Origin of the sequence: Micromonospora sp. KLBMP9576 (assembly GCF_050941805.1) — a bacterium.
Classification (GTDB): Bacteria; Actinomycetota; Actinomycetes; order Mycobacteriales; family Micromonosporaceae; genus Micromonospora.
The window spans coordinates 3,094,048-3,118,880 of the sequence record NZ_CP194567.1; the positions used below are offsets into that span (position 1 = coordinate 3,094,048).

Annotated in this window: 27 protein-coding genes; 20 read left to right on the plus strand and 7 right to left on the minus strand. The window is 74.2% G+C overall.

What is annotated here, in order from left to right; translation table 11 throughout:
- The first annotated feature begins 28 nt into the window (after positions 1-28).
- The 3 genes from ACQ452_RS13785 to ACQ452_RS13795 all read left to right on the plus strand — a co-directional run bounded on the left by ACQ452_RS13785 (position 29) and on the right by ACQ452_RS13795 (position 2,847).
- Positions 29-1,120, plus strand: coding sequence for a site-2 protease family protein (locus tag ACQ452_RS13785; protein WP_433394134.1), 1,092 nt, complete (start codon positions 29-31; stop codon positions 1,118-1,120).
- Complete coding sequence (locus ACQ452_RS13790) at positions 1,117-2,193, plus strand: tRNA (adenine-N1)-methyltransferase (RefSeq protein ID WP_433393743.1); 1,077 nt, start codon at positions 1,117-1,119, stop codon at positions 2,191-2,193. The genes ACQ452_RS13785 and ACQ452_RS13790 overlap by 4 nt, the downstream gene beginning before the upstream one ends.
- 81 nt (positions 2,194-2,274) lie before the next feature.
- Positions 2,275-2,847, plus strand: coding sequence for a hypothetical protein (locus ACQ452_RS13795; RefSeq protein ID WP_433393745.1), 573 nt, complete (start codon positions 2,275-2,277; stop codon positions 2,845-2,847).
- Positions 2,848-2,931: 84 nt separating this feature from the next.
- Here the strand turns inward: ACQ452_RS13795 and ACQ452_RS13800 are convergent, their stop codons facing one another.
- A complete protein-coding gene (locus ACQ452_RS13800) occupies positions 2,932-3,228 on the minus strand; it encodes a ferredoxin (protein ID WP_433393746.1) in 297 nt (98 codons plus the stop codon).
- A 177-nt stretch (positions 3,229-3,405) separates the two neighbouring features.
- Between ACQ452_RS13800 and arc the strand changes: the two genes are divergently transcribed.
- The 9 genes from arc to ACQ452_RS13845 all read left to right on the plus strand — a co-directional run bounded on the left by arc (position 3,406) and on the right by ACQ452_RS13845 (position 11,532).
- Complete coding sequence (gene arc, locus ACQ452_RS13805; RefSeq protein WP_433393748.1) at positions 3,406-5,187, plus strand: proteasome ATPase; 1,782 nt, start codon at positions 3,406-3,408, stop codon at positions 5,185-5,187.
- A gap of 165 nt (positions 5,188-5,352) precedes the next feature.
- Positions 5,353-6,870 (plus strand): depupylase/deamidase Dop, encoded by a 1,518-nt coding sequence (gene dop, locus ACQ452_RS13810; protein WP_433393750.1) that lies wholly within the window; start codon positions 5,353-5,355, stop codon positions 6,868-6,870.
- A gap of 105 nt (positions 6,871-6,975) precedes the next feature.
- Complete coding sequence (locus tag ACQ452_RS13815; protein ID WP_266322224.1) at positions 6,976-7,191, plus strand: ubiquitin-like protein Pup; 216 nt, start codon at positions 6,976-6,978, stop codon at positions 7,189-7,191.
- A 426-nt stretch (positions 7,192-7,617) separates the two neighbouring features.
- The gene (locus tag ACQ452_RS13820; RefSeq protein ID WP_433394136.1) at positions 7,618-7,854 is read left to right on the plus strand and encodes an endonuclease domain-containing protein; all 237 of its coding nucleotides are present in this window, start codon (positions 7,618-7,620) and stop codon (positions 7,852-7,854) included.
- The gene (gene prcB, locus ACQ452_RS13825; RefSeq protein WP_433393752.1) at positions 7,773-8,612 is read left to right on the plus strand and encodes a proteasome subunit beta; all 840 of its coding nucleotides are present in this window, start codon (positions 7,773-7,775) and stop codon (positions 8,610-8,612) included. Before ACQ452_RS13820 ends, prcB begins: the two co-directional genes overlap by 82 nt.
- Before the next feature lie 61 nt (positions 8,613-8,673).
- Complete coding sequence (gene prcA, locus ACQ452_RS13830; RefSeq protein ID WP_433393753.1) at positions 8,674-9,495, plus strand: proteasome subunit alpha; 822 nt, start codon at positions 8,674-8,676, stop codon at positions 9,493-9,495.
- A 201-nt stretch (positions 9,496-9,696) separates the two neighbouring features.
- Positions 9,697-11,055 (plus strand): Pup--protein ligase, encoded by a 1,359-nt coding sequence (gene pafA / locus ACQ452_RS13835; RefSeq protein WP_433393755.1) that lies wholly within the window; start codon positions 9,697-9,699, stop codon positions 11,053-11,055.
- A gap of 69 nt (positions 11,056-11,124) precedes the next feature.
- Entirely contained in the window at positions 11,125-11,310 is a 186-nt protein-coding gene (locus ACQ452_RS13840) for a hypothetical protein (RefSeq protein ID WP_433393757.1), read from the plus strand.
- A gap of 33 nt (positions 11,311-11,343) precedes the next feature.
- On the plus strand, positions 11,344-11,532 hold the full coding sequence (locus ACQ452_RS13845; RefSeq protein ID WP_433393759.1) for a hypothetical protein: 189 nt from the start codon (positions 11,344-11,346) through the stop codon (positions 11,530-11,532).
- A gap of 108 nt (positions 11,533-11,640) precedes the next feature.
- On the opposite strand, the gene ACQ452_RS13850 is transcribed toward ACQ452_RS13845, so the two are convergent.
- Entirely contained in the window at positions 11,641-12,726 is a 1,086-nt protein-coding gene (locus ACQ452_RS13850) for a DUF3866 family protein (RefSeq protein WP_433393760.1), read from the minus strand.
- Between the two features lie 61 nt (positions 12,727-12,787).
- The gene (locus tag ACQ452_RS13855) at positions 12,788-13,753 is read right to left on the minus strand and encodes a cation diffusion facilitator family transporter (RefSeq protein ID WP_433393761.1); all 966 of its coding nucleotides are present in this window, start codon (positions 13,751-13,753) and stop codon (positions 12,788-12,790) included.
- Positions 13,754-13,879: 126 nt separating this feature from the next.
- Between ACQ452_RS13855 and ACQ452_RS13860 the strand changes: the two genes are divergently transcribed.
- The 8 genes from ACQ452_RS13860 to ACQ452_RS13895 all read left to right on the plus strand — a co-directional run bounded on the left by ACQ452_RS13860 (position 13,880) and on the right by ACQ452_RS13895 (position 20,900).
- Positions 13,880-14,878, plus strand: a complete 999-nt coding sequence (locus tag ACQ452_RS13860) for a helix-turn-helix transcriptional regulator (protein WP_433393763.1) — start codon at positions 13,880-13,882, stop codon at positions 14,876-14,878.
- The gene (locus ACQ452_RS13865; RefSeq protein ID WP_433393765.1) at positions 14,875-15,954 is read left to right on the plus strand and encodes a helix-turn-helix transcriptional regulator; all 1,080 of its coding nucleotides are present in this window, start codon (positions 14,875-14,877) and stop codon (positions 15,952-15,954) included. Before ACQ452_RS13860 ends, ACQ452_RS13865 begins: the two co-directional genes overlap by 4 nt.
- 10 nt (positions 15,955-15,964) lie before the next feature.
- Entirely contained in the window at positions 15,965-16,213 is a 249-nt protein-coding gene (locus ACQ452_RS13870; RefSeq protein ID WP_433393766.1) for a hypothetical protein, read from the plus strand.
- A gap of 201 nt (positions 16,214-16,414) precedes the next feature.
- Positions 16,415-16,738, plus strand: coding sequence for a Sec-independent protein translocase subunit TatA (tatA, locus tag ACQ452_RS13875; protein WP_433393768.1), 324 nt, complete (start codon positions 16,415-16,417; stop codon positions 16,736-16,738).
- 17 nt (positions 16,739-16,755) lie between these two features.
- A complete protein-coding gene (gene tatC / locus ACQ452_RS13880; protein ID WP_433393770.1) occupies positions 16,756-17,706 on the plus strand; it encodes a twin-arginine translocase subunit TatC in 951 nt (316 codons plus the stop codon).
- Positions 17,707-17,952: 246 nt separating this feature from the next.
- Positions 17,953-19,344: a hypothetical protein gene (locus ACQ452_RS13885; protein WP_433393771.1), complete on the plus strand. Its 1,392-nt coding sequence runs from the start codon at positions 17,953-17,955 to the stop codon at positions 19,342-19,344.
- 200 nt (positions 19,345-19,544) lie between these two features.
- The gene (locus ACQ452_RS13890) at positions 19,545-20,150 is read left to right on the plus strand and encodes a LuxR C-terminal-related transcriptional regulator (protein ID WP_433393773.1); all 606 of its coding nucleotides are present in this window, start codon (positions 19,545-19,547) and stop codon (positions 20,148-20,150) included.
- Positions 20,151-20,321: 171 nt separating this feature from the next.
- On the plus strand, positions 20,322-20,900 hold the full coding sequence (locus ACQ452_RS13895; RefSeq protein WP_433393775.1) for a response regulator transcription factor: 579 nt from the start codon (positions 20,322-20,324) through the stop codon (positions 20,898-20,900).
- A gap of 38 nt (positions 20,901-20,938) precedes the next feature.
- Here ACQ452_RS13895 and ACQ452_RS13900 read toward each other — a convergent pair whose 3' ends face one another.
- From ACQ452_RS13900 to ACQ452_RS13915, 4 genes are all read right to left on the minus strand, one after another.
- Complete coding sequence (locus ACQ452_RS13900) at positions 20,939-22,717, minus strand: ATP-binding cassette domain-containing protein (RefSeq protein WP_433393776.1); 1,779 nt, start codon at positions 22,715-22,717, stop codon at positions 20,939-20,941.
- Positions 22,714-24,444 carry an ATP-binding cassette domain-containing protein gene (locus ACQ452_RS13905; RefSeq protein WP_433393778.1) on the minus strand — a complete coding sequence of 577 codons (1,731 nt, stop codon included), beginning with the start codon at positions 24,442-24,444 and terminating at the stop codon, positions 22,714-22,716. The genes ACQ452_RS13900 and ACQ452_RS13905 overlap by 4 nt, the downstream gene beginning before the upstream one ends.
- Positions 24,445-24,516: 72 nt before the next feature.
- Entirely contained in the window at positions 24,517-24,636 is a 120-nt protein-coding gene (locus tag ACQ452_RS13910; protein WP_089003486.1) for a SapB/AmfS family lanthipeptide, read from the minus strand.
- A gap of 71 nt (positions 24,637-24,707) precedes the next feature.
- Positions 24,708-24,827 carry a SapB/AmfS family lanthipeptide gene (locus ACQ452_RS13915; RefSeq protein WP_089003486.1) on the minus strand — a complete coding sequence of 40 codons (120 nt, stop codon included), beginning with the start codon at positions 24,825-24,827 and terminating at the stop codon, positions 24,708-24,710.
- Positions 24,828-24,833: the final 6 nt, after the last annotated feature.

Consider the following 24,833-nt stretch of genomic DNA (forward strand, 5'->3'; position numbering starts at 1 on the left):
CGCGACCAGCGGCCTGACCGTCGGCCGGGTGTTCGGGGTGCCGTTGCACCTCAACGCTTCGATGGTGCTGCTCACCCTGCTGGTGACCGTGCTGTACGCCGAGTTCGCCCGCCGCCAGCTCGACCTGTCCCAGGTCGCCGGCTACCTGATCGGCTTCGGCTTCGTGGTCTCCCTGCTCGGCTCGGTGCTGCTGCACGAGCTCGGCCACGCGCTCACCGCCCGCCGCCACGGAATCGGTGTGCGGGGGATCACCCTGGAACTGCTCGGCGGCTACACCGAGATGGACCGGGACGCCCCGACACCCCGCGTCGACCTGCTGGTGTCGCTCGCCGGGCCGGCCGTCTCCGCCGTGCTCGGCGCGATCGCGGTCGCCGCCACCCTCGCCCTGCCCGACGGCACCCTCGCCCACCAGCTCGCGTTCCAGCTGGCCGTGAGCAACGTCATCGTCGCGCTGTTCAACATGCTGCCCGGGTTGCCGCTCGACGGCGGCCGGGCGCTGCGGGCGGCGGTCTGGGCGGTGACCCGCGACCGGCACCGGGGCACCGAGGTCGCCGGCTGGGTGGGGCGGGCCGTCGCCGTCGGCACCGCCGCGCTGGTCGCCCTGCTCACCGTCACCCGGGTCCTGGCGCCGCTGGCGCTGCCGCTGATGCTGCTGGTCGCGTTCACCCTGTGGCGGGGCGCCGGGCAGTCGATCCGGTTGGCCCGGATCAGCCGCCGCCTCCCGCTGATCGACCTGTCGCGGCTGGCCCGGCCGGCGCTGGCCGTGCCCGCCGGCACGCCGCTGGCCGAGGCGTACCGCAGGCGCGCCGAGGGAAGCAACCCGGGCGCCGCGCTCCTGGTCACCGACCCGACCGGCCGGCCGGTCGCCCTGGTCGACCCGGCCGCGGCCCAGGCCGTACCGGTGGAGCGTCGCCCGTGGCTGGCCGTCGACGCGGTCGCCAGGTCCCTGGCCGACCTGCCCGCGTTGCCGGTCGGGCTCGACGGGGAACGCGTGATGGAGACGGTGCAGACCCACCCGGGCGCGCAGTACGTGGTGACCGCAGGCGAAGATGTCGTCGGCATCCTGCACATCGCGGATCTGGCTCAGCTCCTCGAACCTCAACGGAAGATGAACACGTGACCGCAACTCCCCCCGCCGCCCCGGCCGACCCGGCTGTCCCGGCGCCCGCCGGCACCCCGGCACTGCCTCCCGTGCACCGCGGCCCGTTCCGGCCCGGCGACCGGGTGCAGCTGACCGACCCCAAGGGGCGGATGCACACGGTCACCCTGGAGCCCGGCAAGGCCTTCCACACCCACCGCGGCATCCTGGAACACGACGCCCTGATCGGTCTGCCCGACGGCAGCGTGGTCACCACCTCCGGCGGCGGCACCGCGTTCCTGGCCCTGCGCCCGCTGCTGTCCGACTACGTGCTCTCCATGCCGCGCGGCGCCCAGGTGATCTACCCGAAGGACTCCGCCCAGATCGTCGCGATGGGCGACGTCTTCCCCGGCGCCAAGGTCCTGGAAGCCGGGGCCGGCTCCGGCGCGCTGGCCTGCTCGCTGCTGCGCGCGGTCGGCACCGAGGGGGAGCTGCACTCGTTCGAGGTGCGCGACGACTTCGCCCAGATCGCCCGGCGCAACGTGGAGGCCTTCTTCAACGGGCCGCACCCGGCGTGGCACCTGCACGTCGGCGACGTCGCCGGCTGCACCGAGACCGGCTTCGACCGGATCATCCTCGACATGCTCACCCCGTGGGCGACCCTCGACATGGTCGAGCGGGCCCTGGTGCCCGGCGGCGTGTTCATCGGCTACGTCGCCACCACCCCGCAGCTCTCCGAGCTGGTCGAGGCGCTGCGCGAACGCGGTGGCTGGACCGAGCCGCGGGCCTGGGAGTCGCTGGTGCGCGACTGGCACGCCGAGGGGCTCGCCGTTCGCCCGGACCACCGCATGATCGCCCACACGGCGTTCCTGGTCTCCGCGCGTAAGCTCGCGCCCGGCGTCACCGCGCCGCCGCGGCGCCGCAAACCCAGCAAGGGCGCCGAGGCGTACGCCGAACGCCGCCAGGTGCTGCGCGACGCCGAGGCCGCCCGGCAGGCGGCTGCCGAGGCCGTCCCGGCGGCTGTCGCCGAGGCCCCGCCGGCGGCTGCCGAGGCCGCCCCGGCGGTTGCCGGGACAGGGCGGGTCACGGCGGCCGGGGACCCGGAACGGCCGTGACGGCGCAGCGGTGCGACGAGGAGTGAACGGACGGATCCCGCCCGCCGGCACGCGCCGGCGGGCCGGGCACGGGGAGGTGGCATGAGCCGGCCGGGCTTCGGCGGGGGTGACCTGCCGGCGGTGTTCCCGGACTGGTCGCCCTACCAGGACCTGGAATCGGCGGCGCGGGCGTACCTGCGGGACCCCGACGTCGCCCTGGAGGCGCTCGGCGGGGTGCTGCGCGGCGCCTCGGTGCTCGGCTTCACCCTGGAACGCTTCGTCAACGAGGTCAACGGGGTGTGGCAGGAGGTCGTGGTCTGCGACGGCAGCCGCCTCGTCCTCTGGCACGGCGAGGACGTGCCGCCGGAGGAGGGGCCGCCGGGGTCGATGACCTCGTCGCTGCGGGTGGTGCCGGTCTCCACGGTGACCGAGGTCGGCTGCCGGCGGCGGCTGACCCGCGACGAGGCGGGCGGGATCCGGGTCGACAGCATCGACGTCTACCTGCTGCTCACCTCGCTGGACGAGGCGCCGCCGAGCGACGAGGCGGTGGGCGCGCCCCGACATGACGCGCTGCGCTTCGGCAAGACCCTCGACGACGGCGGTGCCGGCCAGATCGCCCGCCTGGAGGAGTTCGCCCGCCTGGTCGCCTCGGTGGTCGGCCGCCCGATGCTCTGACTCCCGCGCCCGGCTCGCCGGCGGTGCCGTGCGTCCGGCCGGTGGAGCGCCCGGGCCGCCCGGGTCACGGGCGGCCCGGCACGGTCAGTCCTGCTCGGCCTCCGGGCCGGCCACCTCGACGCCGTCGCTGCCGCGTACGACGTGGATGCACTCGCCCGGGCACTCCTTCGCCGAGTCGATCACCTCGAGGCGCAGGTGCTCCGGCACGTCGACCCGGCTGCCGGGCGCCAGCCGCAGTTCACCGTCGGGTCCCTTGACGTACGCGAGGCCGTCGACGTCGAACTCGAACACCTCGGGCGCGTACTGCACGCAGAGCCCGTCTCCCGTGCAGAGCTCCTGGTCAACCCAGACCTGCAGCTGATCCGTCATGACCTCCGCCACGGCACACCCCCCATGTTCTCCCGTCCCACGCCCCGACGGTACCCGAACGCCCCGACCGGCCCCCGGGGCCACCCTTGGCGATCAAGCTTCGGTGACGAGCGCGTTGCATGGGACCGAATCGGCCTCATAGCGGCTAGTGTTAGGGCAGAACGTTCAAGCCCCCCGGGGAGGTGGGACGTGGCACGCAGCGACGACGCGGACTCGCGCGCCGCACGGTGGGAGAAGGAGGCCCACGATCTCTCCACGCAGGTCGCGTTCCTTCAGGAGGAACTCGCTCTGGTGCGGCGCAAGTTGACCGAAAGCCCCCGACACGTCCGGCAGCTCGAAGAGCGGCTGGCGGCCACCCAGGCACAGTTGGCGCGGCTGACCGAGAACAACGACCGGCTCGTGAGCACCCTCAAGGAGGCCCGCGCGCAGATCGTGACGCTCAAGGAGGAGATCGACCGCCTCGCGCAGCCGCCGAGTGGCTACGGTGTCTTTCTCGCGGCACACGACGACGGCACGGTGGACGTCTTCACCGGCGGGCGCAAGCTCCGCGTCGCCGTCTCACCCTCGCTGGACGTCGCCGAGCTGCGGCGCGGTCAGGAGGTCCTGCTCAACGACGCGCTCAACATCGTCGACGCGTTCGGCTACGAGCGGGTCGGCGAGGTGGTGATGCTCAAGGAGATCCTCGCGGGTCCCGACGACGGCCCGGGCGACCGGGCCCTGGTGGTCTCGCACTCCGACGAGGAACGCATCGTGCACCTCGCCGAGACCCTGATCGGCGCGCCGATCCGGGCCGGCGACTCGCTCATGATCGAGCCCCGCTCGGCGTACGCGTACGAGCGGATCCCGAAGAGCGAGGTCGAGGAGCTGGTCCTGGAGGAGGTGCCCGACGTCGACTACACCGACATCGGTGGCCTCCACTCGCAGATCGAGCAGATCCGCGACGCGGTGGAGCTGCCCTTCCTGCACGCCGACCTGTTCCGTGAGCACCAGCTCCGCCCGCCGAAGGGCATCCTGCTCTACGGCCCGCCCGGCTGCGGCAAGACGTTGATCGCCAAGGCGGTGGCCAACTCGCTGGCGAAGAAGATCGCCGAGCGGGCGGGCAAGGAGAAGCACACCAGCTTCTTCCTCAACATCAAGGGCCCGGAGCTGCTCAACAAGTACGTCGGCGAGACCGAGCGGCACATTCGGCTGATCTTCCAGCGGGCCCGCGAGAAGGCCGGCGAGGGCACGCCTGTCATCGTGTTCTTCGACGAGATGGACTCGATCTTCCGCACCCGCGGCTCCGGGGTCTCCTCCGACGTGGAGAACACGATCGTCCCGCAGCTGCTCAGCGAGATCGACGGTGTGGAGGGGCTGGAGAACGTCATCGTCATCGGCGCCTCCAACCGGGAAGACATGATCGACCCGGCGATCCTGCGCCCCGGCCGACTCGACGTGAAGATCAAGATCGAGCGTCCGGACGCCGAGGCGGCGAAGGACATCTTCTCGAAATACATCCTCTCCGGGTTGCCGCTGCACCCCGACGACCTGGCCGAGCACGGTCGCGACCCCCAGGCCACCGTCGCGGCGATGATCGACGCGGTCGTGCTGCGGATGTACTCGGAGACCGAGGAGAACCGCTTCCTCGAGGTCACCTACGCCAACGGCGACAAGGAAGTCCTCTACTTCAAGGACTTCAACTCCGGCGCGATGATCCAGAACATCGTCGACCGGGGCAAGAAGATGGCCATCAAGGAGTTCCTCACCTCCGGTCGCAAGGGCCTGCGCCTGCAGCACCTCCTCGACGCCTGCGTCGACGAGTTCCGGGAGAACGAGGACCTGCCCAACACCACCAACCCCGACGACTGGGCCCGCATCTCCGGCAAGAAGGGCGAGCGGATCGTCTACATCCGTACGCTCGTCTCCGGCGGCAAGGGCACCGAGGCCGGCCGGTCCATCGAGACCGCCAGCAACACCGGCCAGTACCTCTGACGGACGCCGACGGGGCCCGTGACGCGAGACGTCACGGGCCCCGCTCGGCGTCCCCGCCCGCGCGCCGTGTCCCGGCCGCCGGTCCGGCGAGCCCCCTTCCGCCGTACGGCCGACTACGCTCGACGTGACGGGGGACCGGGTCGGGCGAGCGAAGCGGGTAGGTCGATGAGCGTAAGACGGATCATGGGCACCGAGGTCGAGTACGGCATCTCCGTTCCCGGCCACGCCGGGGCCAACCCCATGGTCACCTCATCCCAGGTGGTCAACGCCTACGGGGCGCGTCCCGAACTCAACCGGGGCGGTCGTGCCCGTTGGGACTACGAAGAGGAATCGCCGTTGCGCGACGCGCGCGGCTTCACCTACTCCGGGGCCGCGTACGACCCGGCCGAGGCGCTGGCCGACGAGGATCTCGGGCTCGCCAACGTGATACTGACCAACGGGGCGCGGCTCTATGTCGACCACGCCCACCCGGAATACTCGACGCCCGAGGTGACCAACCCCCTGGACCTGGTGCGGTGGGACAAGGCGGGGGAGCGGGTGATGGCCGAGGCGGCCCGCCGCGCGGCCACGATCCCCGGCACCCAGCCGATCCAGCTCTACAAGAACAACACCGACAACAAGGGCGCCAGCTACGGTTCGCACGAGAACTACCTGATGCGCCGCCAGACGCCGTTCTCCGACATCGTCGCGTATCTGACGCCGTTCTTCGTGACGCGGCAGATCGTCTGCGGGGCCGGCCGGGTCGGCATCGGCCAGGACGGTGGGCAGCACGGCTTCCAGATCTCGCAGCGCGCGGACTTCTTCGAGGTCGAGGTCGGCCTGGAGACCACCCTCAAGCGGCCGATCATCAACACCCGCGACGAGCCGCACGCCGACGCCGACAAGTACCGCCGGTTGCACGTGATCATCGGCGACGCCAACCTGTCGGAGATCTCCACATACCTCAAGCTCGGTACCACGGCGCTGATCCTCACCATGATCGAGGAGAAGGCGCTGGGCGCCGACCTCGGCATCGCCGACCCGGTGAGTGAACTGCGGGCCGTCAGCCACGATCCGTCCCTGACGCACCGGATGCGGTTGCGCGACGGGCGACGGCTGACCGCCCTGGACGTGCAGTGGGCCTACTACGAGCGGGTGCGCTCCTTCGTGGAGGATCGCTACGGCGGCGACGCCGACGAGCAGACCCTCGACGTGCTCGACCGCTGGGAGCGCGTGCTGGACCGGCTGGGCCGCGATGTCATGCTCTGCGCGGACGAGCTGGACTGGGTGGCCAAGCTGCGGCTGCTGGAGGGCTACCGGGAGCGCGAGCAGCTCGGCTGGGGCTCGCACAAGCTGCAACTGGTCGACCTGCAGTATTCCGACGTCCGCCCGGAGAAGGGCCTCTACCACCGGCTGGTGTCGCGGGGCGCGATGAGGACGCTGCTCGACGAGGAGCAGACCCGCACCGCGATGACCGAGCCGCCGGAGGACACCCGTGCGTACTTCCGCGGTCGCTGCCTGGCCCAGTACGCCTCCGAGGTCGTCGCCGCGAGCTGGGACTCGGTCATCTTCGACGTGGGGCGGGAGTCGCTGGTGCGGGTGCCGATGATGGAGCCGGAGCGGGGCACCCGCAGCCATGTGGGCGCGCTCTTCGACCGTTGCCCCAGCGCGAAGGACCTGTTGGAGACCCTCACCGGCGGCTGAGCGTCGGCGACGATTCCCGCCGCGTGCCGAAGCCGACGCGCGGCGGGCTTTTTCGTCGTCTCCGCGAGGTAAGTTGATCGCAGGGCGATCGTGGAGGAGGCAGCAATGGCCACTCGTGACAGCGGCGGGCAGTCGCAGTCGGGCAAGTCGCGTCAGGGCGAGGAGGTCGAGGACGTCACCACGGAGGCGAATCCGGAGGTCGCCGAGCGGCACGCCGAGATCACCGAGGACGTCGACGACCTGCTGGACGAGATCGACTCCGTGCTCGAGGAGAACGCCGAGGAATTCGTGCGCGGTTATGTCCAGAAGGGCGGGGAATGATAACTTATTCCCGATTCGTCAAGCATGTCGGGCAAGGTGTGCCCCCAGGGTGACCGTTCGCTGCCCGTCGCCGGGTTCCATCGCGGTCGGCGGCGGGTGAACGATCCTGCCTGCCGCCGCGCGTCCGGTGCGGCGGCCCGTTGCAGGGCGAGTCGTCCCAGGCGCGGCATCGGGCCGCAGCGGCGTCGCGTCGTGCCGGTCGGTGCGGGTCTGAAGTGGTGCGCGGGCTGCGAGCAGATCGAGCCGGCGGGATCTCCGGAGGGCAGCGGACCGCACGGCTGCTGCAAGCCCGGTGATGGCGCGCGCAGCACGGAGACGGCCCGGGCTGAACGGTGGCCGGCGGGCACGCCATCTTCGGCGGCGCGCTACCGGGGTGGGTGAAAGAGGTTCGACGAGCTCCTGGCCGAGCAGGGCGGAGTCTGCGCGATCTGCGGCGGCGCGGACCCGCAACATCTGGACCACGATCATCGCACCGGATGGGTGCGCGGGATACTGTGCTTCAACTGCAACGGTGGTCTCGGCCAGTTCCGTGACGATCAGTCGCGGCCGGCCGGGGCGATCACATATCTGAGAGGAACCACGTGGCAGCGGGCTTTGATCCATCCGGGCGTCTACCAGATGTGTTCACCAACGCGGGGACGTCCTCCTTCACCTCGTTCCTGAGCAAGGCGGCCCCCGAGATGCTGCCCGGCCGCCGGCCGCTGCCGCCGGGCATGGCCGCCGACATGGCGCCGCACGCGACGACGATCGTGGCCATCGTGGCCAACGGGGGTGTCGTGATGGCCGGCGACCGGCGGGCCACCATGGGCAACCTGATCGCCCAGCGCGACATCGAGAAGGTGCACCCCGCCGACGCACACTCCCTCGTCGGCATCGCCGGCACGGCGGGGATCGGCATCGAGCTGATGCGACTGTTCCAGGTGGAGTTGGAGCACTACGAGAAGATCGAGGGCGCGATGCTCTCGCTCGACGGCAAGGCCAACCGGCTCGCCTCGATGATCCGCGGCAACCTGGGCGCCGCGATGCAGGGCCTGGCGGTGATTCCGCTCTTCGCCGGCTACGACCTGGCCGCGAAGGACCCGGCGCGGGCCGGCCGCATCTTCAGCTTCGACGTCACCGGCGGCCCCTACGAGGAGACCGGCTACGACGCCATCGGCTCCGGTTCGATCTTCGCCCGCTCGGCGCTGAAGAAGCGCTTCCAGCCGGGGATCTCCATCGACGAGGCGGTCCGGCTGGCGGTCGAGGCGCTCTACGACGCCGCCGACGACGACACCGCCACCGGCGGGCCGGACCTGATCCGGCGGATCTATCCCGTGGTGATGACCGCGACGGCGGAGGGCACCCACCGGCTCACCGAAGATGAGATGTCCGCGATCGCCGAGAGCGTGGTCGCCGGCCGGATGGAGAACCCGGGCGGCTGATCCACCCCCGCCCGCAGCAGTCAGCAGCCGTCAGCACAGCGCCCTAAGGAGAACCGCCGCCGTGGCCATGCAGTTCTACGCCTCGCCCGAGCAGATCATGCGCGACCGTTCCGAGCTGGCCCGCAAGGGCATCGCCCGGGGCCGCAGCGCGGTGGTCCTGAGCTACTCCGGCGGGGTGCTCTTCGTCGCCGAGAACCTCTCCAGCGCCCTGCACAAGGTCAGCGAGATCTACGACCGGATCGGCTTCGCCGCCGTCGGCCGCTACAACGAGTTCGAGAACCTGCGCCGCGCCGGGGTGCGGATGGCCGACCTCAACGGTCTGAGCTACGACCGGCGCGACGTCACCGGCCGGGCGCTGGCGAACGCGTTCGCGCAGACCCTGGGCGCCATCTTCACCGAGCAGTCGAAGCCGTTCGAGGTGGAGATCTGCGTGGCCGAGGTCGGCGGCACCGCCGAGGAGGACGAGCTCTACCGGCTCACCTACGACGGCTCCGTCAACGACGAGCCGGGCCGGATGGCGATGGGCGGGCAGGCCGAGGCGATCACCGGCGTGTTGAAGTCACACCACCGTCCGGACATGTCGCTGGGCGAGGCGGTGAAGGTCGCCGTCCAGGCGCTGGGCAGCGTCGGGGGAGAGGGTGGCGCCTCGCGGACCATCGCCGCCAACCAGTTGGAGGTGGCGGTCCTGGACCGGCGCCGGGTGGGGCGTACGTTCCGCCGCATCACCGGGGCCGCGCTGACGGCGCTGCTCGACGGCGACAAGGCCGAGGAGCCGGTGTCGGCCCGGCCCGAGACGCCGGCGTCGCCGACCACGGAGGCGAAGAAGCCCACCACGTCGGCCGGCTCTGCGGACCTGGAGGGCCAGGACGCCCCCGAGGCGTAGCGGGAACACCTCGCGAGCGGCGGCCCCGGGCGAGAGCGCCCGGGGCCGCCGCTCGCGTCCATCCGGGACGCGGCGGCAGCGGCCCGGCGCCGCCGGCGGCGGCGCCGTCCCCCGGCCACCGGGACGCGGCGGGGCGGCGCCGGATGGAACGGGCGTGGCGTGCGCTGCCCATCTGGGGCCTCGGGCGGCTAATGTCTCATCATGGAGCGGCGAATCTTCGGCCTCGAGACCGAGTACGGCGTCACCTGCACCTACCGGGGGCAGCGGCGACTGTCCCCCGACGAGGTCGCCCGGTACCTCTTCCGCCGTGTGGTGTCGTGGGGCCGGTCGAGCAACGTCTTCCTGCGTAACGGGGCCCGGCTCTACCTGGACGTCGGTTCGCACCCGGAGTACGCCACCCCCGAGTGCGACTCGGTGGTGGATCTGGTCGCGCACGACCGGGCCGGCGAGCGGATCCTGGAGGGTCTGCTGATCGACGCCGAGAAGCGGCTGCACGACGAGGGCATCGCGGGCGAGATCTACCTGTTCAAGAACAACACCGACTCGGCCGGCAACTCGTACGGCTGCCACGAGAACTACCTGGTGTCGCGGCACGGTGAGTTCGGCAGGCTGGCCGACGTGCTGATTCCGTTCCTGGTCACCCGGCAGTTGATCTGCGGGGCGGGCAAGGTGCTGCAGACGCCGCGCGGTGCGGTCTACTGCCTGTCCCAACGCGCCGAGCACATCTGGGAGGGTGTCTCGTCGGCGACGACGCGCAGCCGGCCGATCATCAACACCCGCGACGAGCCGCACGCGGACGCGGAGCGCTACCGCCGCCTGCACGTCATCGTCGGCGACTCCAACATGAACGAGGTCACCACGCTGCTCAAGGTCGGCACGGCCGACATCGTGCTGCGGATGATCGAGGCTGGGGTGGTGATGCGCGACCTGACGCTGGAGAACCCGATCCGGGCGATCCGCGAGGTGTCGCACGACATCACCGGCCGGCGCAAGGTGCGGCTCTCCTCGGGCAAGGAGGTCAGCGCGTTGGACATCCAGCAGGAATACCTGGCCAAGGCGACCGAGTTCGTGGAGCGGCGCGGCGGTGACCAGGCCGCCAAGCGGGTGGTGGAGCTGTGGGGCCGGGTGCTGCGCGCGGTGGAGACCGGTGATCTGGAACCGGTGTCCCGGGAGATCGACTGGGTGACCAAGCTGCGGCTCATCGAGCGTTACCAGCGCAAGCACGACCTGCCGCTGTCGCACCCGCGGGTGGCCCAGATGGACCTGGCCTACCACGACGTGCGCCGGGGCCGGGGCCTCTACGGGCTGCTGGAGCGGCGCCGCGAGGTGGACCGGGTGACGACGGATCCGGAGATCTTCGAGGCCAAGGAGACCCCGCCGCAGACGACCCGGGCCCGGCTGCGCGGGGAGTTCATCCGGCACGCGCAGGAGAAGCGGCGCGACTTCACCGTCGACTGGGTGCATCTCAAGCTCAACGACCAGGCGCAGCGCACCGTGCTCTGCAAGGACCCGTTCCGGGCGTACGACGAGCGGGTGGAGCGGCTGATCGCCAGCATGTGACGGCGACGTCCGCTCCGGTGCGGTCCTGGCGGCCGTCCGGGCGGGCGGGGCCGGTAGGCTGACCGCGCCATGACGACTTCCGAACCTCCCGACAGCGGCCGGGCCCGACAGAACTGGGCCGAGCGCCGCCGCGAGAAGATCCGTGCCGAGATCGAACGCAACCGGCGCGGCGACTACACGGTGCCCACCTGGGTGTTGGGGCTCGCGCTGGTGCTGATCGTGGGCGCCTGGCTCGCCCTGATCTTCCTGGCCTGAGCCGGTCCCGGGCGACGCCGCAACCTGGGAGTTGTGACAGGCCCGCCGACGCTGGCACCGTCGTTCTGCTGCGCGTCGTACTCGGCGTTCGCGGCGGCGCAGCTGCCCGCCGGCATGCGGCTGGTCGACCAGGTCCGCGCCGATCCGGCGACCGCCGAGGTCAGCGACAAGCTGCGGGCGTTTGCTGGGGATCGCCGCCGCCGTGCGGCGCGATGGTCGTGACGTGACGGCCGAGCTGGTCAAGGCGGCCCGGGCGGCCGGCCACGACGGCTGACCCCGGCCCGTCCGGGGGGTCCGGCGGCAACTTCGGCACCGGTGGCCCGTCGGTGCTCAGCCGAGCAGGCGTGCGGCGTGTCGACCGGCCGCGGCGGCGGACAGGAAGTAGGCGTGGTCGGCGTCGAGGCCCCGGCCCATGGTGGACAGCGGCACCGGCGTGGCCCGCAGCGCGGCGTCGAGGCCGTCGGTGGGCACCCGCACGACGGTGTGCCGCTCGGCCAGGGGAGCCAGTGCCGCGTCGACCTCGTCGGCCAGCGCCGGGGCCAGGCCGTCGGGCACGACCAGTTCGGCGGGGGCGAGGGCCACCCGGCCGTACGCGGTGAGGCTGTGGTGCGACACGCCGCGGTGGCGGGGCCGGGGATCGGCGTCGGAGATCCGCAGCGACCCGACCGGCCGCCCGCCCAGCGTGGCGACGGCGTTCACGGCCTCACCCACGGCCACCCCGGAGAAGCCCCACCGGGTGCCGGTGCCGAGGTTGCCCGGCCCCTGGGCGACGATCGCCACGTCGGCGCGCAGCACGTGCCGGGCGGCGAGCAGCCCGCTGTGCACGGTGGCGGCCTCCAGGTCACCGCCGAACGCCTGGCCGACGGTGACCGTGCCGGCGAGGTGCGCGTGCAGCCCGGCGAGGGTGCGGGAGAACCAGGCGGGCAGCGCCCCGCCGTCGGTCAGCAGGTACGCCACCCGGGCGGCGGGGGCGTCGGCGTGGATACCGGCCAGGATCGCCGGCAGCGCGGAGTGCAGGTCGGCGGTGACGACGGGCAGGCCGCCCAGGTCGTCGGCGGCGGCCATGACCTGCCGGTGCGGGGAGGCGTCCTCGTCGACGCCGAGCAGGATCGGCTGCAGCGGGGTGTACCGGGCCTTGACCAGGTGGCCGGCGTCGCGGGTGTCGAGGGCCTGCGGCGGGTCCGGCGGCAGCCGGTCGGGCAGCGCCACGACCAGGGCGTACCCCCCGGTGCCGAGGCCCATCAGCAGCGCGTTGGCGTTGAGCAGCACCCGGTCGCCGGGCTCGGGGCGGCCGACTAGTGCGGGATAGGCCAGGGCACGCACGGTGCCGCCGTCGGGCAGGTCGACGTCCAGTTCCACCGCCCCGGCCCACTGCCGCCGCAGCCCCGTCACCGTTCCCGACCGCCATCGCACCATGCCGCGCACGCTAGCGTCGTCGCCCCGACGGGCCGCGCCCGGGGCGGTGACCGGACGTGACTCAGGCGGCGGGACCGTCCGGCTCCCGGCCGTTGCGGGGGCCGGCGCCGCTGGTCGGGTCGAGGAAGACGTGCCGGACGTACGGGTGGCGGGCGGCGAGGCGCCGCTCGGCCTCCTCGGCGGCGGCTTCGATGCGCGCGCCGCTGGCCTCGTCGTCGAAGTCGACCTTCGCGGCGACCAGGACGTCGCCCGGTCCGAGCTGCATGGTCAGCAGCGTGTCGACGCGCCGTACGGCGGGCAGCGCGGCGAGTTCGTCGGCGATCTCGCCGCGCAGCCGTTCGGGCACGGCCCGGCCGACCAGCAGCGAGATGTTGCTGTGGGCCAGGACGGTGGCCACCACGAGCAGCAGCGCGCCGATCAGGATGGAGGCGACGCCGTCCCACAGTTCGTCCCCGGTGAGCTGGGACAGGGCCACCCCGGTGGCGGCCAGCACCAGCCCGATCAGGGCCGCGGCGTCCTCCAGGAACACCGCCTTCACGGCGGTGTCGGAGGTCAGCCGCAGGAACCGGCGCGGGGTGGTGCGCCAGCGCCGGGACTCGCTGCGGACCTGCCGCACGGCGCGGGCCAGCGAGACCGACTCGATGGCGAACGACACCGCCAGCACGATGTAGGAGACCAGGTAGTCGCCGCTGTGCTCGTGCACCAGGATGGTGGTGACGCCGTGGGTGATCGCGAAGCCGGCCCCGGCGACGAACGTGAACAGCGCCGCCAGGAACGCCCAGACGTAGCTCTCCTTGCCGTACCCGAAGGGGTGCCGGGCGTCGGCGGGCCGCGACCCCCGGCGCAGCGCGAGATAGAGCAGGACCTCGGTGGTGGTGTCGGCCACGGAGTGCACGGCCTCGGAGAGCATCGCCGCCGACCCGGAGAGCACCCCGGCGATCAGCTTGGCCACCGCGATGGCGAGGTTGGCCGCCCCGGCGACCAGCACGGTGCCGACGCTCTCCGGCCTGGCCTGTGGCTGGGTCACCAGGCCACTGTAAGGTCGCGGGCGACCGGGCGCCCGGCGACCGCGGGCCCGGCCGGCGGTGACGCGACGCGCGACGTGCCCGCGTGGGTGCACGGGCGCGGCGGCCGGGCTGCTAGCGTCTACCGCGTGTCGCGGACCCGCACCGAACGCCTGGTCAACCTGGTGATCTGCCTCCTCTCCACGCGACGGTTCCTGACCGCCGCGCAGATCGCCGCGACCGTGCCCGGCTACGAGCACGATCCGGACGACGCGCGTGACCACGAGGCGTTCCAGCGCAAGTTCGAGCGGGACAAGGCGGAGTTGCGCGAGTTGGGCGTGCCGCTGGAGACGGGGACGGCGAGCGTCTTCGACGCGGAGCCCGGCTACCGCATCGCCCACCGGGAGTACGCGCTGCCCGACATCCCCCTGGAACCGGACGAGGCGGCCGCCGTCGGTATCGCCGCCCGGCTGTGGCAGCACGCCGGCCTGGCCGCCGCCGCCTCCTCCGGGTTGGCGAAGCTGCGCGCCGCCGGTGTCGACGTGGACCCGCAGGCCACGTTGGGTCTGGAGCCGATGGTGACGGTGGATCCGGCGTTCGCGCCGCTCACCGCCGCCGCCCGGGACCGGCGTGAGGTCAGTTTCGACTACCGGGTGCCCGACCGCGACGAGCCGACCCGCCGTCGCCTGCAGCCGTGGGGCGTGGTCTGCTGGCGGGGCCGCTGGTATGTGGTCGGGCACGACCTCGACCGCGCGGCGACCCGCTGCTTCCGGCTGTCCCGGGTGGTCGGCGCGGTCCGGGCGACCGGGGCCCCCGGGGGTTACGAGCCGCCGGCCGGGCTCGACCTGATCAGTCACGTGGCCCGCTGGTCGGGGCCCGTGGAGCGCACCGGGCGGGCCACCGTGCTGGCGGCTGCCGGCCGTGCCGCCGGGCTGCGCCGCTGGGCGGTCGACGTCACCGCCGGGCCCGACGGTGACCGGCTCGTCCTGCCCTACGCCGACGCGGACGTCCTCGCCGGTCAGCTCGTCGGCTACGGCCCGGACGTGCGGGTGCTCGATCCGCCGGAGGTACGCGACGCGGTGATCCAGCGGCTCAAGGAGATCGCCGCCCGGCACGACGACTTCGCGCTTGCCGGGGGTGTGCGGTGACCCGGCCGGCCGCCCGGGGCGGCTCCCGGGCGTCGGCCGACCGGCTGGCCCGGCTGCTGAACCTGGTGCCCTACCTGCTGGCCCGGCCCGGCATCGAACTCGCCGAGGCGGCCGGCGACCTGGGCGTCACCGAGCGGCAGTTGCGCGAGGACCTGGAGCTGCTGTGGGTGTGCGGGTTGCCCGGTTACGGCCCGGGCGACCTGATCGACATGGCGTTCGACGGCGACCGGGTGACGATCACCTACGACGCCGGCATCGACCGGCCGTTGCGGCTCACCCCGGACGAGGCCCTCGCGTTGGTGGTGGCGCTGCGGATGCTCGCCGAGACCCCCGGGGTGACCAACCGGGAGGCCGTCGAGCGCGCCCTCGCCAAGATCGAACACGCGGCCGGTGACCTGGTGGCGGCGCCGGTCGAGGTCCGGATGCCCGCCGACACCCACCGGGTGGAGGAGCTGCGCACGGCCGTCGAGAGCGGCCGGGCGCTGAGCATCACCTACTACACGGCGGCGCGCGACGAGACCACCGACCGCGTCGTCGACCCGCTGCGGATGCTGATGGTCGGCGGCCGGGCGTACGTGGAGGCGTGGTGCCGCCGGGCGGAGGCGGTGCGGCTGTTCCGCGCCGACCGCATCGACGCGGTCACCGAGCTCGACGAGCGGGCCGTCGTGCCGCCGCAGGCCCGCCCGCACGATCTCACCGAGGGCGTGTTCCGCCCGTCGCCGGACCTGCCGCTGATCACCCTGCGGATCGGCCGGGGCGAGCGGTGGCTCACCGAGTACTACCCGTGCGAACGGGTCGACGCCGGCGGCGGCGACCACTGGCTGGTGTCGCTGCGGGTCACCGACCTGGGCTGGGCCCGCCGGTTCGTCCTGGGCCTGGGCCCGGACGTGACCGTGGTCGCCCCGGTCGAGCTGGCGGAGCAGGTCCGGGCCGCGGCGGCCGCCGCCCTCGACGCGTACGCGACGCCGGCACCCCAGGGTCCGGCGGGCCTCGGGCAGGCGTCCCGGGCGGTGACCGCGGACGTGCCCGGCGCGGTGTCCCCGGCCGGCCCGGCGGTCACCGCGGGCACCCAGTAGGCTGGCCGCCGTGGTGAAGTGGATCGTGCTCGCGGTGGTGCTGTTCGCGTTCGTCGTGTTCGCCCTGGCCCTGCGGCCGGTGCTGGCGCGGCTTCCCGGGCTGCGTCGCGCGGCCGTGCGCCTGCAACGCCGCGCCGGCGAGGCCGAGGCGCTGCGGGAGACCGCGGAGACGCTTCAGGCGCGGGCGGAGGCCCTGCAGGAGCGGGTCGACACCACCCAGCGGCGGATTGCCGTGATCAAGGCCAAGCGCGGCGGCTGATCGCTTCCCGTCCCCTGCGCGAACCGGTCGGCTGCCGCGCAGGAACGAACCGGCCGGCGGTGGTTGACGGGACGTCCCGCGTTGGTCGAGACTTCACCGGCCGGGCTGATCACCATCACCCGGCGGGTGGCAACGGCCGTCGGCGCACGTACGATGGGTCGCGGTACCCCCTACGACGACACAGAGCGAGTGGAGCTTCCCATGAGTGCCCTCAAGCCGTGGCACATCGCCGTACTCGTAGTCGTGCTGATCCTGCTCTTCGGTGCGAAGCGGCTCCCCGACGCGGCCCGCTCGTTGGGCCGTTCGTTGCGGATCATCAAGGCCGAGACCAAGAGCCTGCACGAGGACGGCGACCTCGCCGGGAAGGCTGACGCGCAGTCGGGCTACCAGCCGGTCCCGCCGCAGACCGTGCAGGGCCAGCCGTACGCGCCCCCGCCCGCCGGTCAGCAGCAGCCGTACGTCACCCCTCAGCAGCCGTACGCACCTCCGGTCAGCGACCCGGTGCAGCGCGTCCGCGACAACTGACCGAAGGGCCCGAGACCGTGGCCTTCGCCCTCAAGAAGCGCGGCGCGAGCAAGTTCGCGCGGGCCGCCGACGGCTCGATGACGCTCATCGAGCACTTCCGCGAGCTGCGCACCCGGTTGTTCCGCGCCTCCCTGGCGATCGCGGTGGGGCTGATCTTCGGCTACCTGCTCGCCCAGCCGGCGTTCGACCTGCTCAAGCAGCCATACTGCCAGCTTCCCGGCATGACCGTCGACGGCAGGTGCCAGAACTTCCTGCAGCTCGCCCCGACGGACGGCTTCATCCTCAAGCTGAAGCTGGCGCTCTGGATCGGCCTGATCATCGGCGCCCCGGTCTGGCTCTACCAGCTCTGGGCGTTCATCGCGCCCGGCCTGCACCGGCACGAGCGCAAGTGGGCGTACATCTTCGTCGTCATCGCGGCGCCCCTGTTCGCCGCCGGCGCGCTGCTGGCCTTCCTGGTGGTCGACAAGGGCCTGGCCTTCCTGCTGGAGGCCGGCGTCACCGGCACCGACTCGCAGTTGGAAGTGACCCGCTACATCTCGTTCGTCACCAACATGATCCTGCTCTTCGGGGTGGCGTTCGAGTTCCCCCTCACCCTGCTGATGCTCAACTTCGCCGGCGTGGTCAGCGCCCGCCGGCTGCTCAGCTGGTGGCGGGCCGTGGTCTTCGTCTGCTTCGCGTTCGCGGCGGTGGCCACCCCCGACCCGGGACCGTTCGGCATGACGCTGTTGGCGCTCTGCCTGTCGCTGCTCTACTTCGTCGCGGTCGGGGTGGCGTTCCTCAACGACAAGCGTCGGGGACGCGGCAAGGAGACCTACGCCGGCCTCGACGACGACGAGGTGTCGCCGCTCGAGGCCGACCCCGAGCCGGTGGAGGCCGGGCCGCGGGTGGACGCGAGCGTGCCGGTCGCGGCCCCGCAGCCGGTGGCCGCGCCCGCCCCGATCGACCGCCGCTACGACGACATGACCTGACCGATCGCCCGCGCGCGACGAACAAGCCCTCCGGCCGGGGGGCTTGTTCCGTTTCCGGCCCCGAGTCGCCGGCCGGCCCCGCCTCGTCCCGTGGCCGCTCACGTCGGGCCTCCGCCGCTGCCTAACGCACGACGGCCCCCTCGTCAGCGCCCAGTCGGCAATCCGTCATGAGGCATCTACAAGCTGCGATCGGGTAGGTGCATCCATACGATGTGTCGACGTGCCGACGAGGGAGGTCGCTGTCCAGTGCGTCGCCCGACGTTTCGTCGTACCTCCTCCACCGCGCCGCAGGCGGCGTCGCCGCCGCGTCCGCGCGCCGCGTCCGCGCTCCGGTTCGCCGTGCTGTGGGGAGTCGCCGTGGGGGCCGGCGTGCTGGGTGCCGTGCTCGCCAGCGAGCCGGCCGAGGCGGCGGCCCCCGGCGGCGTCGCCGTGGCGCGCAGCGGCCCGACCGCCGCCGCGGACCCTTCCGGCATCCGAGCCGCCCCGGCACGCGGTGGCGGCGACCCCGCCCGGCCCCAGCGCTCGGCGACCCGCGCCGGGCAGCGGGAGCAACCGCGTGCGCGCACGGCGTCGGTGGCGGCGGTCGGCGACCTCGTGACCGAGGTGGGCCGGCGGGTGGTGACCGTGGTTCCGGACCGGGACCACTCCCGCGACGGTCGCCGGCACCGCCCCCCGGCCGCCGCTCCCGCCGCCCCGGGCGGCGCCCGTGCGGACGGCGGCCCGGCCCGGCCGGCAGGCGACGTCAAAACCCCGGCCCGCGTCACCGCCCCGGCCCGGCCGGCGGCCCGCGTCACCGCCCCGGTTCCCTCGGCCGGCCGCGTCAGCGACCCGGCCCCGTCCCGGCCCCCTCCGGCGGCCCGTGCGGGTGCCTCGCCGGAGACCCGGCTCGTGGGGGTGGCCGCGTCCGTCACGCGGCTGGCGGTCGCCGCCGGGACACCGCTGGTCGGCGCGGTCACGTCGTCCGCCGTGCCTCCGGTCGCTCCCGCCGCAACGTCGCAGCCACCCGGTGTCGTCGCGGTGGCGTCGTCCGTCGTACGGCCCGTGGTCTCCGCCGGGACGCCGCTGCTGCCGGGTGTCGTCGCGGTGGCGTCGTCCGTCGTGCGCCCGGTGGGTGCGCTGGCGTCGTCGGTCGTGGCGCCGGTGCTGCGGACGACCCTGTCCGCCACCGGCACCGTGCTGTCGCGCGTGCTCGGTCCGCCCGGTGTGCTGGTGCCCGCGTTGCCCGCAGCGCCGGTCCTGCCCGTTGAGCCGTGGTCACCGCCCGGCGACGGGCCGGGCCCGTCGCCGCCGGACGTGGCCGTGCCGGCACCGGACGCGTCGGTGCCGGCGGCGACGAGCACCCCGGCGCGCAGCGTCGTGGCAGGGCTCCCGACCGCCCCGGCATCCGCCTGCGACGCCGAGGCGCGGCCCGGCCGTGCGGCCGTCGCGCCGGCAACGACCGCGGGGTCGGCCGGCCTGCCGACCCGCCCTTCGGTGCCGGGCGAGGACGGCGTCGCGACCAGCACGGACGGCGGTTCCCCGGCGCTGGCCGTGCCATCGGCCGGCGCGCAGCGCCCCAGGGACGCCACCGGTGGGCCGCCACCCACGCTGTCGGCCCCGGGTGACAGGTTCCCCGGGGTGAGCGCCCGCCCCGGCTGAGGTCCCGACAGGCCTGCCCGCGCGCTCGCCCGGTCCGTCCGGCCGGGTACGCCCGGTGTCGGGTCACACGGTGCCCCTGAGCGTCGAGTCGTCGACGTGGCACGGGCCGGACCTGAGTCGTTTCGCGCGGCCGGGCCCGCGTGGTCCCGTAGACGGGATCACGCGGCGGCCCCCGCGCCCCCGAGATCGGAGCCAAGGCGTTGATTCGCGTCGTCGTTGTCGAAGAGATGGGTCTGCTGCGCACCGCGCTGTGCGCGGCGTTGTCGAGTGAGGAGGACATCAAGGTCGTCGCGGAGGTGACCGGGATGGCGCCGGTGCCCGCACTGGTGCGCCGGCACCGGCCGGACGTGGTGCTGGTGGATTTGGCGCCCGACGTCCCGCATCCGGTCGAGGCCGTCGCGGGGATCACCGGGGCGGTACCCGACACGGCCGTGCTGGTGATGGGCCGCGGGTGGAGCCAAAGGATGGTCGGAGACCTGCTCGCCGCCGGCGTACGGGGTCTGGTGGGCAAGGACGCGTCCCTGGCGGCGCTGGTCGGTGCCGTCCGGGAACTCGCCGGGGGCGGGAAGGTCATCGACGCGGCCGCCGCCGTCACGGCGCTGCGTCCCACGTCGAGCCCGCTGACCCGCCGCGAGGTGGAGGTGCTGCGGGCCGCCGCGGAGGGCGTGCCGCTCAAGGAGATCGCCCGCCGGCTCTACCTGGCGCACGGGACGGTACGCAACCACCTGTCGGCGATCATGCGTAAGACCGGCGCCCGCAACCGCATGGAGGCGGTGTCGCGCGCTCGACGCGACGGCTGGATGTAGCGGCCCTGGCACGGGCCGGGCGGGACGCCCGGCCCGTGCCACCGGGCGTACGGCGACGGCCGCCGCTCATCGAGGTCCGCCGGCGGGCTGCTCGCCGCGCGGAACGCGTCGCAACGTGTTTGAATTCCTACGTTCCGTGATCCGACTGAGCGACGCTTCGGAGGACCGACGGTGATCCGTACCCTGCTCGCCCTGGACGGTGCCCTGGTCCGTGGCGCCCTGTCACTCGTGCTCGCCGCCGAGGAGGACATCGACGTCGTGGCCGAACTGGACCGCAACGACGCCCTCCCCCCGGCGGTCCGGGCGCGGCGCCCCGACGTCGCGGTCGTCGACCTCGACCTCATCGGCGAGGCGGGTCTGGCGGGGCCGTGCCCGTTGCTGGTGCTCGCCGACCGGCGTCGGGCGCGCAGCCTGCACCGGGTCCTCGTGCCGGGGCGCGCCGTCGGCATCCTCGGCAGTGACGTCGCGCCGCACCGGGTGGTGGACGGCGTCCGGCGGCTGGCCCGGCGCGAGTGCGTGGTCGACGCCGACCTGGTCATGGCGGCACTGATCCGGGACAGCCCACTGACCTCACGGGAGACGGAGATCCTCGACCTGACCGCGTCCGGGGCGCCGGTCGCGGAGGTGGCCCGGGCGCTGGGGCTCGCCCCGGGCACCGTGCGCAACCACCTTGGCCGGATCAACCGCAAGGCGGGCGCGCGGACGAGGGTGGAGGCGGTGCGTTTCGCCCGGGACGCCGGCTGGATCTGACGGCCTGCCGGCGGTCCCCGTGCGGCCGGCGTGGGTGCTCAGGTCCGGCCGAGCGGGACGCGGGCCGGCGGTGCCACGTCCGCCCAGTGCCCGACCAGCTCGCGGTAGGTGGGTGAGCGGGTCAGCAGGTCGTCGTGGGTGCCGACGAGCGGCCGGTTGCCGTCGAACACCAGCACCCGGCCAGCCCGGGTCGCCGAGCTGATCCGGTGCGCGATCACCACCAGGGTGCCGGGCCGGCGGGCGAAGGCGTCCTCGACGGTCGCCTCCAGCGTCGGGTCCAGGTGGCACGTCGCCTCGTCGAGGATCACCAGCGGTGCCGGGGCGAGGTAGGCGCGCACCGCGGCGACGAGCTGGCGTTCCCCGCCGGAGAGCGCGGCGGGATCGAGCGCGGCGTCGAGGCCCCCGAGCCGGGCGACCAGGGCACCGGCCCCGAGGGCGTGCACGGCGTCGAGGAGGGTCGCGTCGTCGGCGTCGGGGCGCAGGTAACGGAGGTTGTCGCCGAGGCAGCCGGTGCGCACGTACGCCTCCTGCGGCACCAGCGTCCGCAGCCGGGCCAGTTCCTGCGGCGGCGTGCCGGCGACCGGCACGCCCGCCAGGTGCACGGTGCCCGCATCCGGCGCCACCAGTCCGGCGACCAGCGCGGCCAGGGTGGACTTGCCGGCCCCGCTCGGCCCCACCACGGCGAGATGCTCGCCGGCCGCCACGCTCAGGCAGAGGTCCGCCAGGACGGGCCGTGCGTGCGGGCCGTACCGGAAGGTCAGCCCGCGCAGCTCGACCGCCGGGGCGTCGCCCCCGGCCGGGGGCGGGACCGCCAGGGCGGTGGCGCCGCGCGGGCCGGCGGCCGGCCGGGGATTGGGCCCCGGCGGGCCGCTGGTGCGCAGGATGCGCCCCAGGGTGACGGCGTAGCGCAGGCCGCCGCCACCGACGCCCTGCACGACCGCGTGCAGGGCCGGTTGCAGGCCGGTGGTCACGTAGACCAGCGCGCCCAGCACCGCACCGGCACTGAGCCCCTGGCGTACCAGCCATGGCGCGGCCAGCACCAGCACCACCACGGGCAGCCAGCCGCCCACCCCGAGGCTGAGGCTGCGCAGCGCCGCCATCCGGGCCAGCGTCCGCTCCGCGTCGGCCTGGGCCGTGACGCGCAGCCCCACCTCGGACACCACCCGCGCCTGCGCACCGCAGGCGACCACGTCGCGGTGCCCGGCCAGCGCCGACGCCGCCGACCGACCGAGCCGTTCGCCGGCGGTCACCTGGGCCCGCTGGTGGGCGACCATGGCCGGCAGCGACGCCCCGAAGACGGCCAGCCCCACCGCCAGCGGCGCGGCCACCGCGACGGCCAGTGGCGGGGCCAGGGCGAGCAGGCCGAGCAGCGCGGCGCCGGCGGTGAACAGGAACCCGCGTACCACCAGCACCAGGCCGCCGAAGGTGTCCCGGACGACCTCGACCTGGTGGGTCAGCCGGGCCACGGCGGCACTGTCCGCCCGGCCGCCGGCCCGGGTGGCCTCGCGCAGCGCCCCGTGCACCACCCGGCCGGCCAACTCGTCGCGGAACGGTTCCACCAGCGCCCCGAGGCCCCGGTACACCCGCCCGGTGGCCGCGGCGCCGACCAGCACGGCCACGGCGAGCCCGCACAGCCAGGCCAGGCCGGTGCCGAACCGTCCGGCCAGGAAGCCCCGGTCGACGGCGCGGGCCACCAGCATCCCGCCGAGCAGCGCCGGCAGCGCCTCGACCGCCGACCAGGCGGCCAGCGCGCCCAGCGCCCGGCGGCGGGCGCTCAGCGCCGCCCAGGTGGTCCGGCGCACGCCGGGGCCGCTCATCGGGGCTCCCCGTCGGGCGCGAAGACCGCGCGGTAGTCCGGGTCGGCCCAGAGCCGCCGGTGCGGGGCCACGGCCCGCAGCCGGCCGCCGTCGAGCCACGCCACCAGGTCGGCCGCAGCCGCCGTCGTCACGCGGTGGGTCACCACGAGGCGGGTACGCCCGCCGGCGCCGGCCGCCACGGCCCGGGCGATGCGGTGCTCGGTGGCGGTGTCCAGGCTGGACGTGGCGTCGTCGAGGACGAGCAGCCGCTCGGCGTTGAACGCGCGGGCCAGCCCGAGGCGTTGCGCCTCGCCGCCGGAGAACGGCGCGTCCGCCAGCCGGGTGCGGAAGCCCTCGGGCAGCCGGGCGACGACGTCGGCCACCTGCGCCGCCCGCGCCGCGCCAAGCACCGCCGGGGCGGACCCGGCCGGGTCCGCGGGCGCCCGGGCCGCGTCGGCGGGCAGCCCCAGCCCGATCGCGTCGTGCACCGTCTCGCCGACCAGGACGGGCCGGTCGAAGGCGTGGCCGACGGCCCGGCGCAACGCCGGCGGGCTGAGCCGGCACAGCGGCACCCCGTCCAGCAGCACCTCGCCGGTGTCGGGGTCGTGCAGCCGGCCGGCGACCGCGGCGAGGGTCGACTTGCCGGCGCCGGAGCGCCCCACGACGGCCACGGTGGTGCCCGCGGGCACGGTCAGGTCGATGCCGTCGAGGACCGGCCGACCGTCCTCGGCGTGCACGCCCACGCCACGCAGCCGCAGCTCCCCCCTGCCGGGCGGCAACCCCTGGTCGCCGTCGGGGCGCACCGGGTGCGCCAGCGGCTCGGCGATCCGGGCCGCCGCCGCGCGGCTGCGTACCAGCCGGTTCAACGTGGCCAGCACCGCGCCGAGCCCGGCGCCGAGGGCCGCGTACTGCACGGCGGCGACGAGCTGGCCCGGGGTTAGCCAGCCGACGGTCAGCGCGTACCCGCCGACGGCCACGACGGCCACCTGCAGCAGCGGCCCGACGGCGGCGGTGCGGGCGCTCGCCCTGGCCAGCAGCCGCCAGCTCAGCAGGCCGTGCCCGCGCAGTTCCGGCAGGGCCGCGAGCACCCGGTCGCGTTCCCGGTCGGCGGTCGCGGCGGCGGCGATGGTGCGGGCCCCGCCCAGCGCCTCGAGCAGCCGGCCGGCGATGTCGCCCAGCACGCGCTGGTAGTTGGCGACGGCGGCGGAGGCGTCGGTGACGAAGGCGCGCATGAGCAGGGTGAGCAGGGCCAGGCCGCCGAGCAGGGTGACGCCGAGCAGCGGTTCGAGCAGGGTGAGCGCCACGACGCTGCCGAGCGGGGGCAGCAGCGCGACGACGCCCAGCACCACGGCGGTGCCGGCCTGCCCGGCGTCGGCGGCCTGCCCGACGAGCCGGCCGACCAGGTCGCCCACCGGGTAACGGCGCACGGCGCGGACGTCGCAGGCGAACAGGTGCCGCAGCAGGCGCCGGCGCAGCCGCGCGGTGGCCCGGGCCGCGCCGTAGCCGCTGGCCACGTCGGCGAGGATGTCGGTGACCATGAGGACGGCGATCAGGCCGCAGGCGGCGGCCGGCCACCGGGCGCCCCCGTCGCCGTCGACGGCGGCGTCGACCGCGAGCCCGAGCGCGGCGGGCAGGGCGAGTTCGGCGGCGGCGCCGGTGAGCGCGACCGCCGCGAGCAGGACCGTCCAGCCGCCGCCGTCGCGGACCACCCGCCGAAGCAGCCGGTCGGAGCCGGTCGACGTCCGCATTGGTCCTCCCACGAAGACGTGCGGCCCTGGGCGGATACGTCTACCCGCCCAGGGCCTCGCGTGACGATCTGATCAGTTGCAGGTCGTGACGGACAGCGAGCTGTCGCCGCAGAGCAGCAGGCTCGCCCGGCTGCCACCGCCGGTGCGGTCGGCGGGGGCCATCTCCATGCCCTGGAGGTCGAGAAGCGCCATGTCGAGTCATCTCCTTCTGTGCTGGTCAGTCGAGTGGTCTGGCCCTGATGTCGCCGGTGAGGGCGTCTGGATCAGTTGCAGGTCGTGACGGACAGCGAGCTGTCGCCGCAGAGCAGCAGGCTCGCCCGGCTGCCACCGCCGGTGCGGTCGGCGGGGGCCATCTCCATGCCCTGGAGGTCGAGAAGCGCCATGTCGTG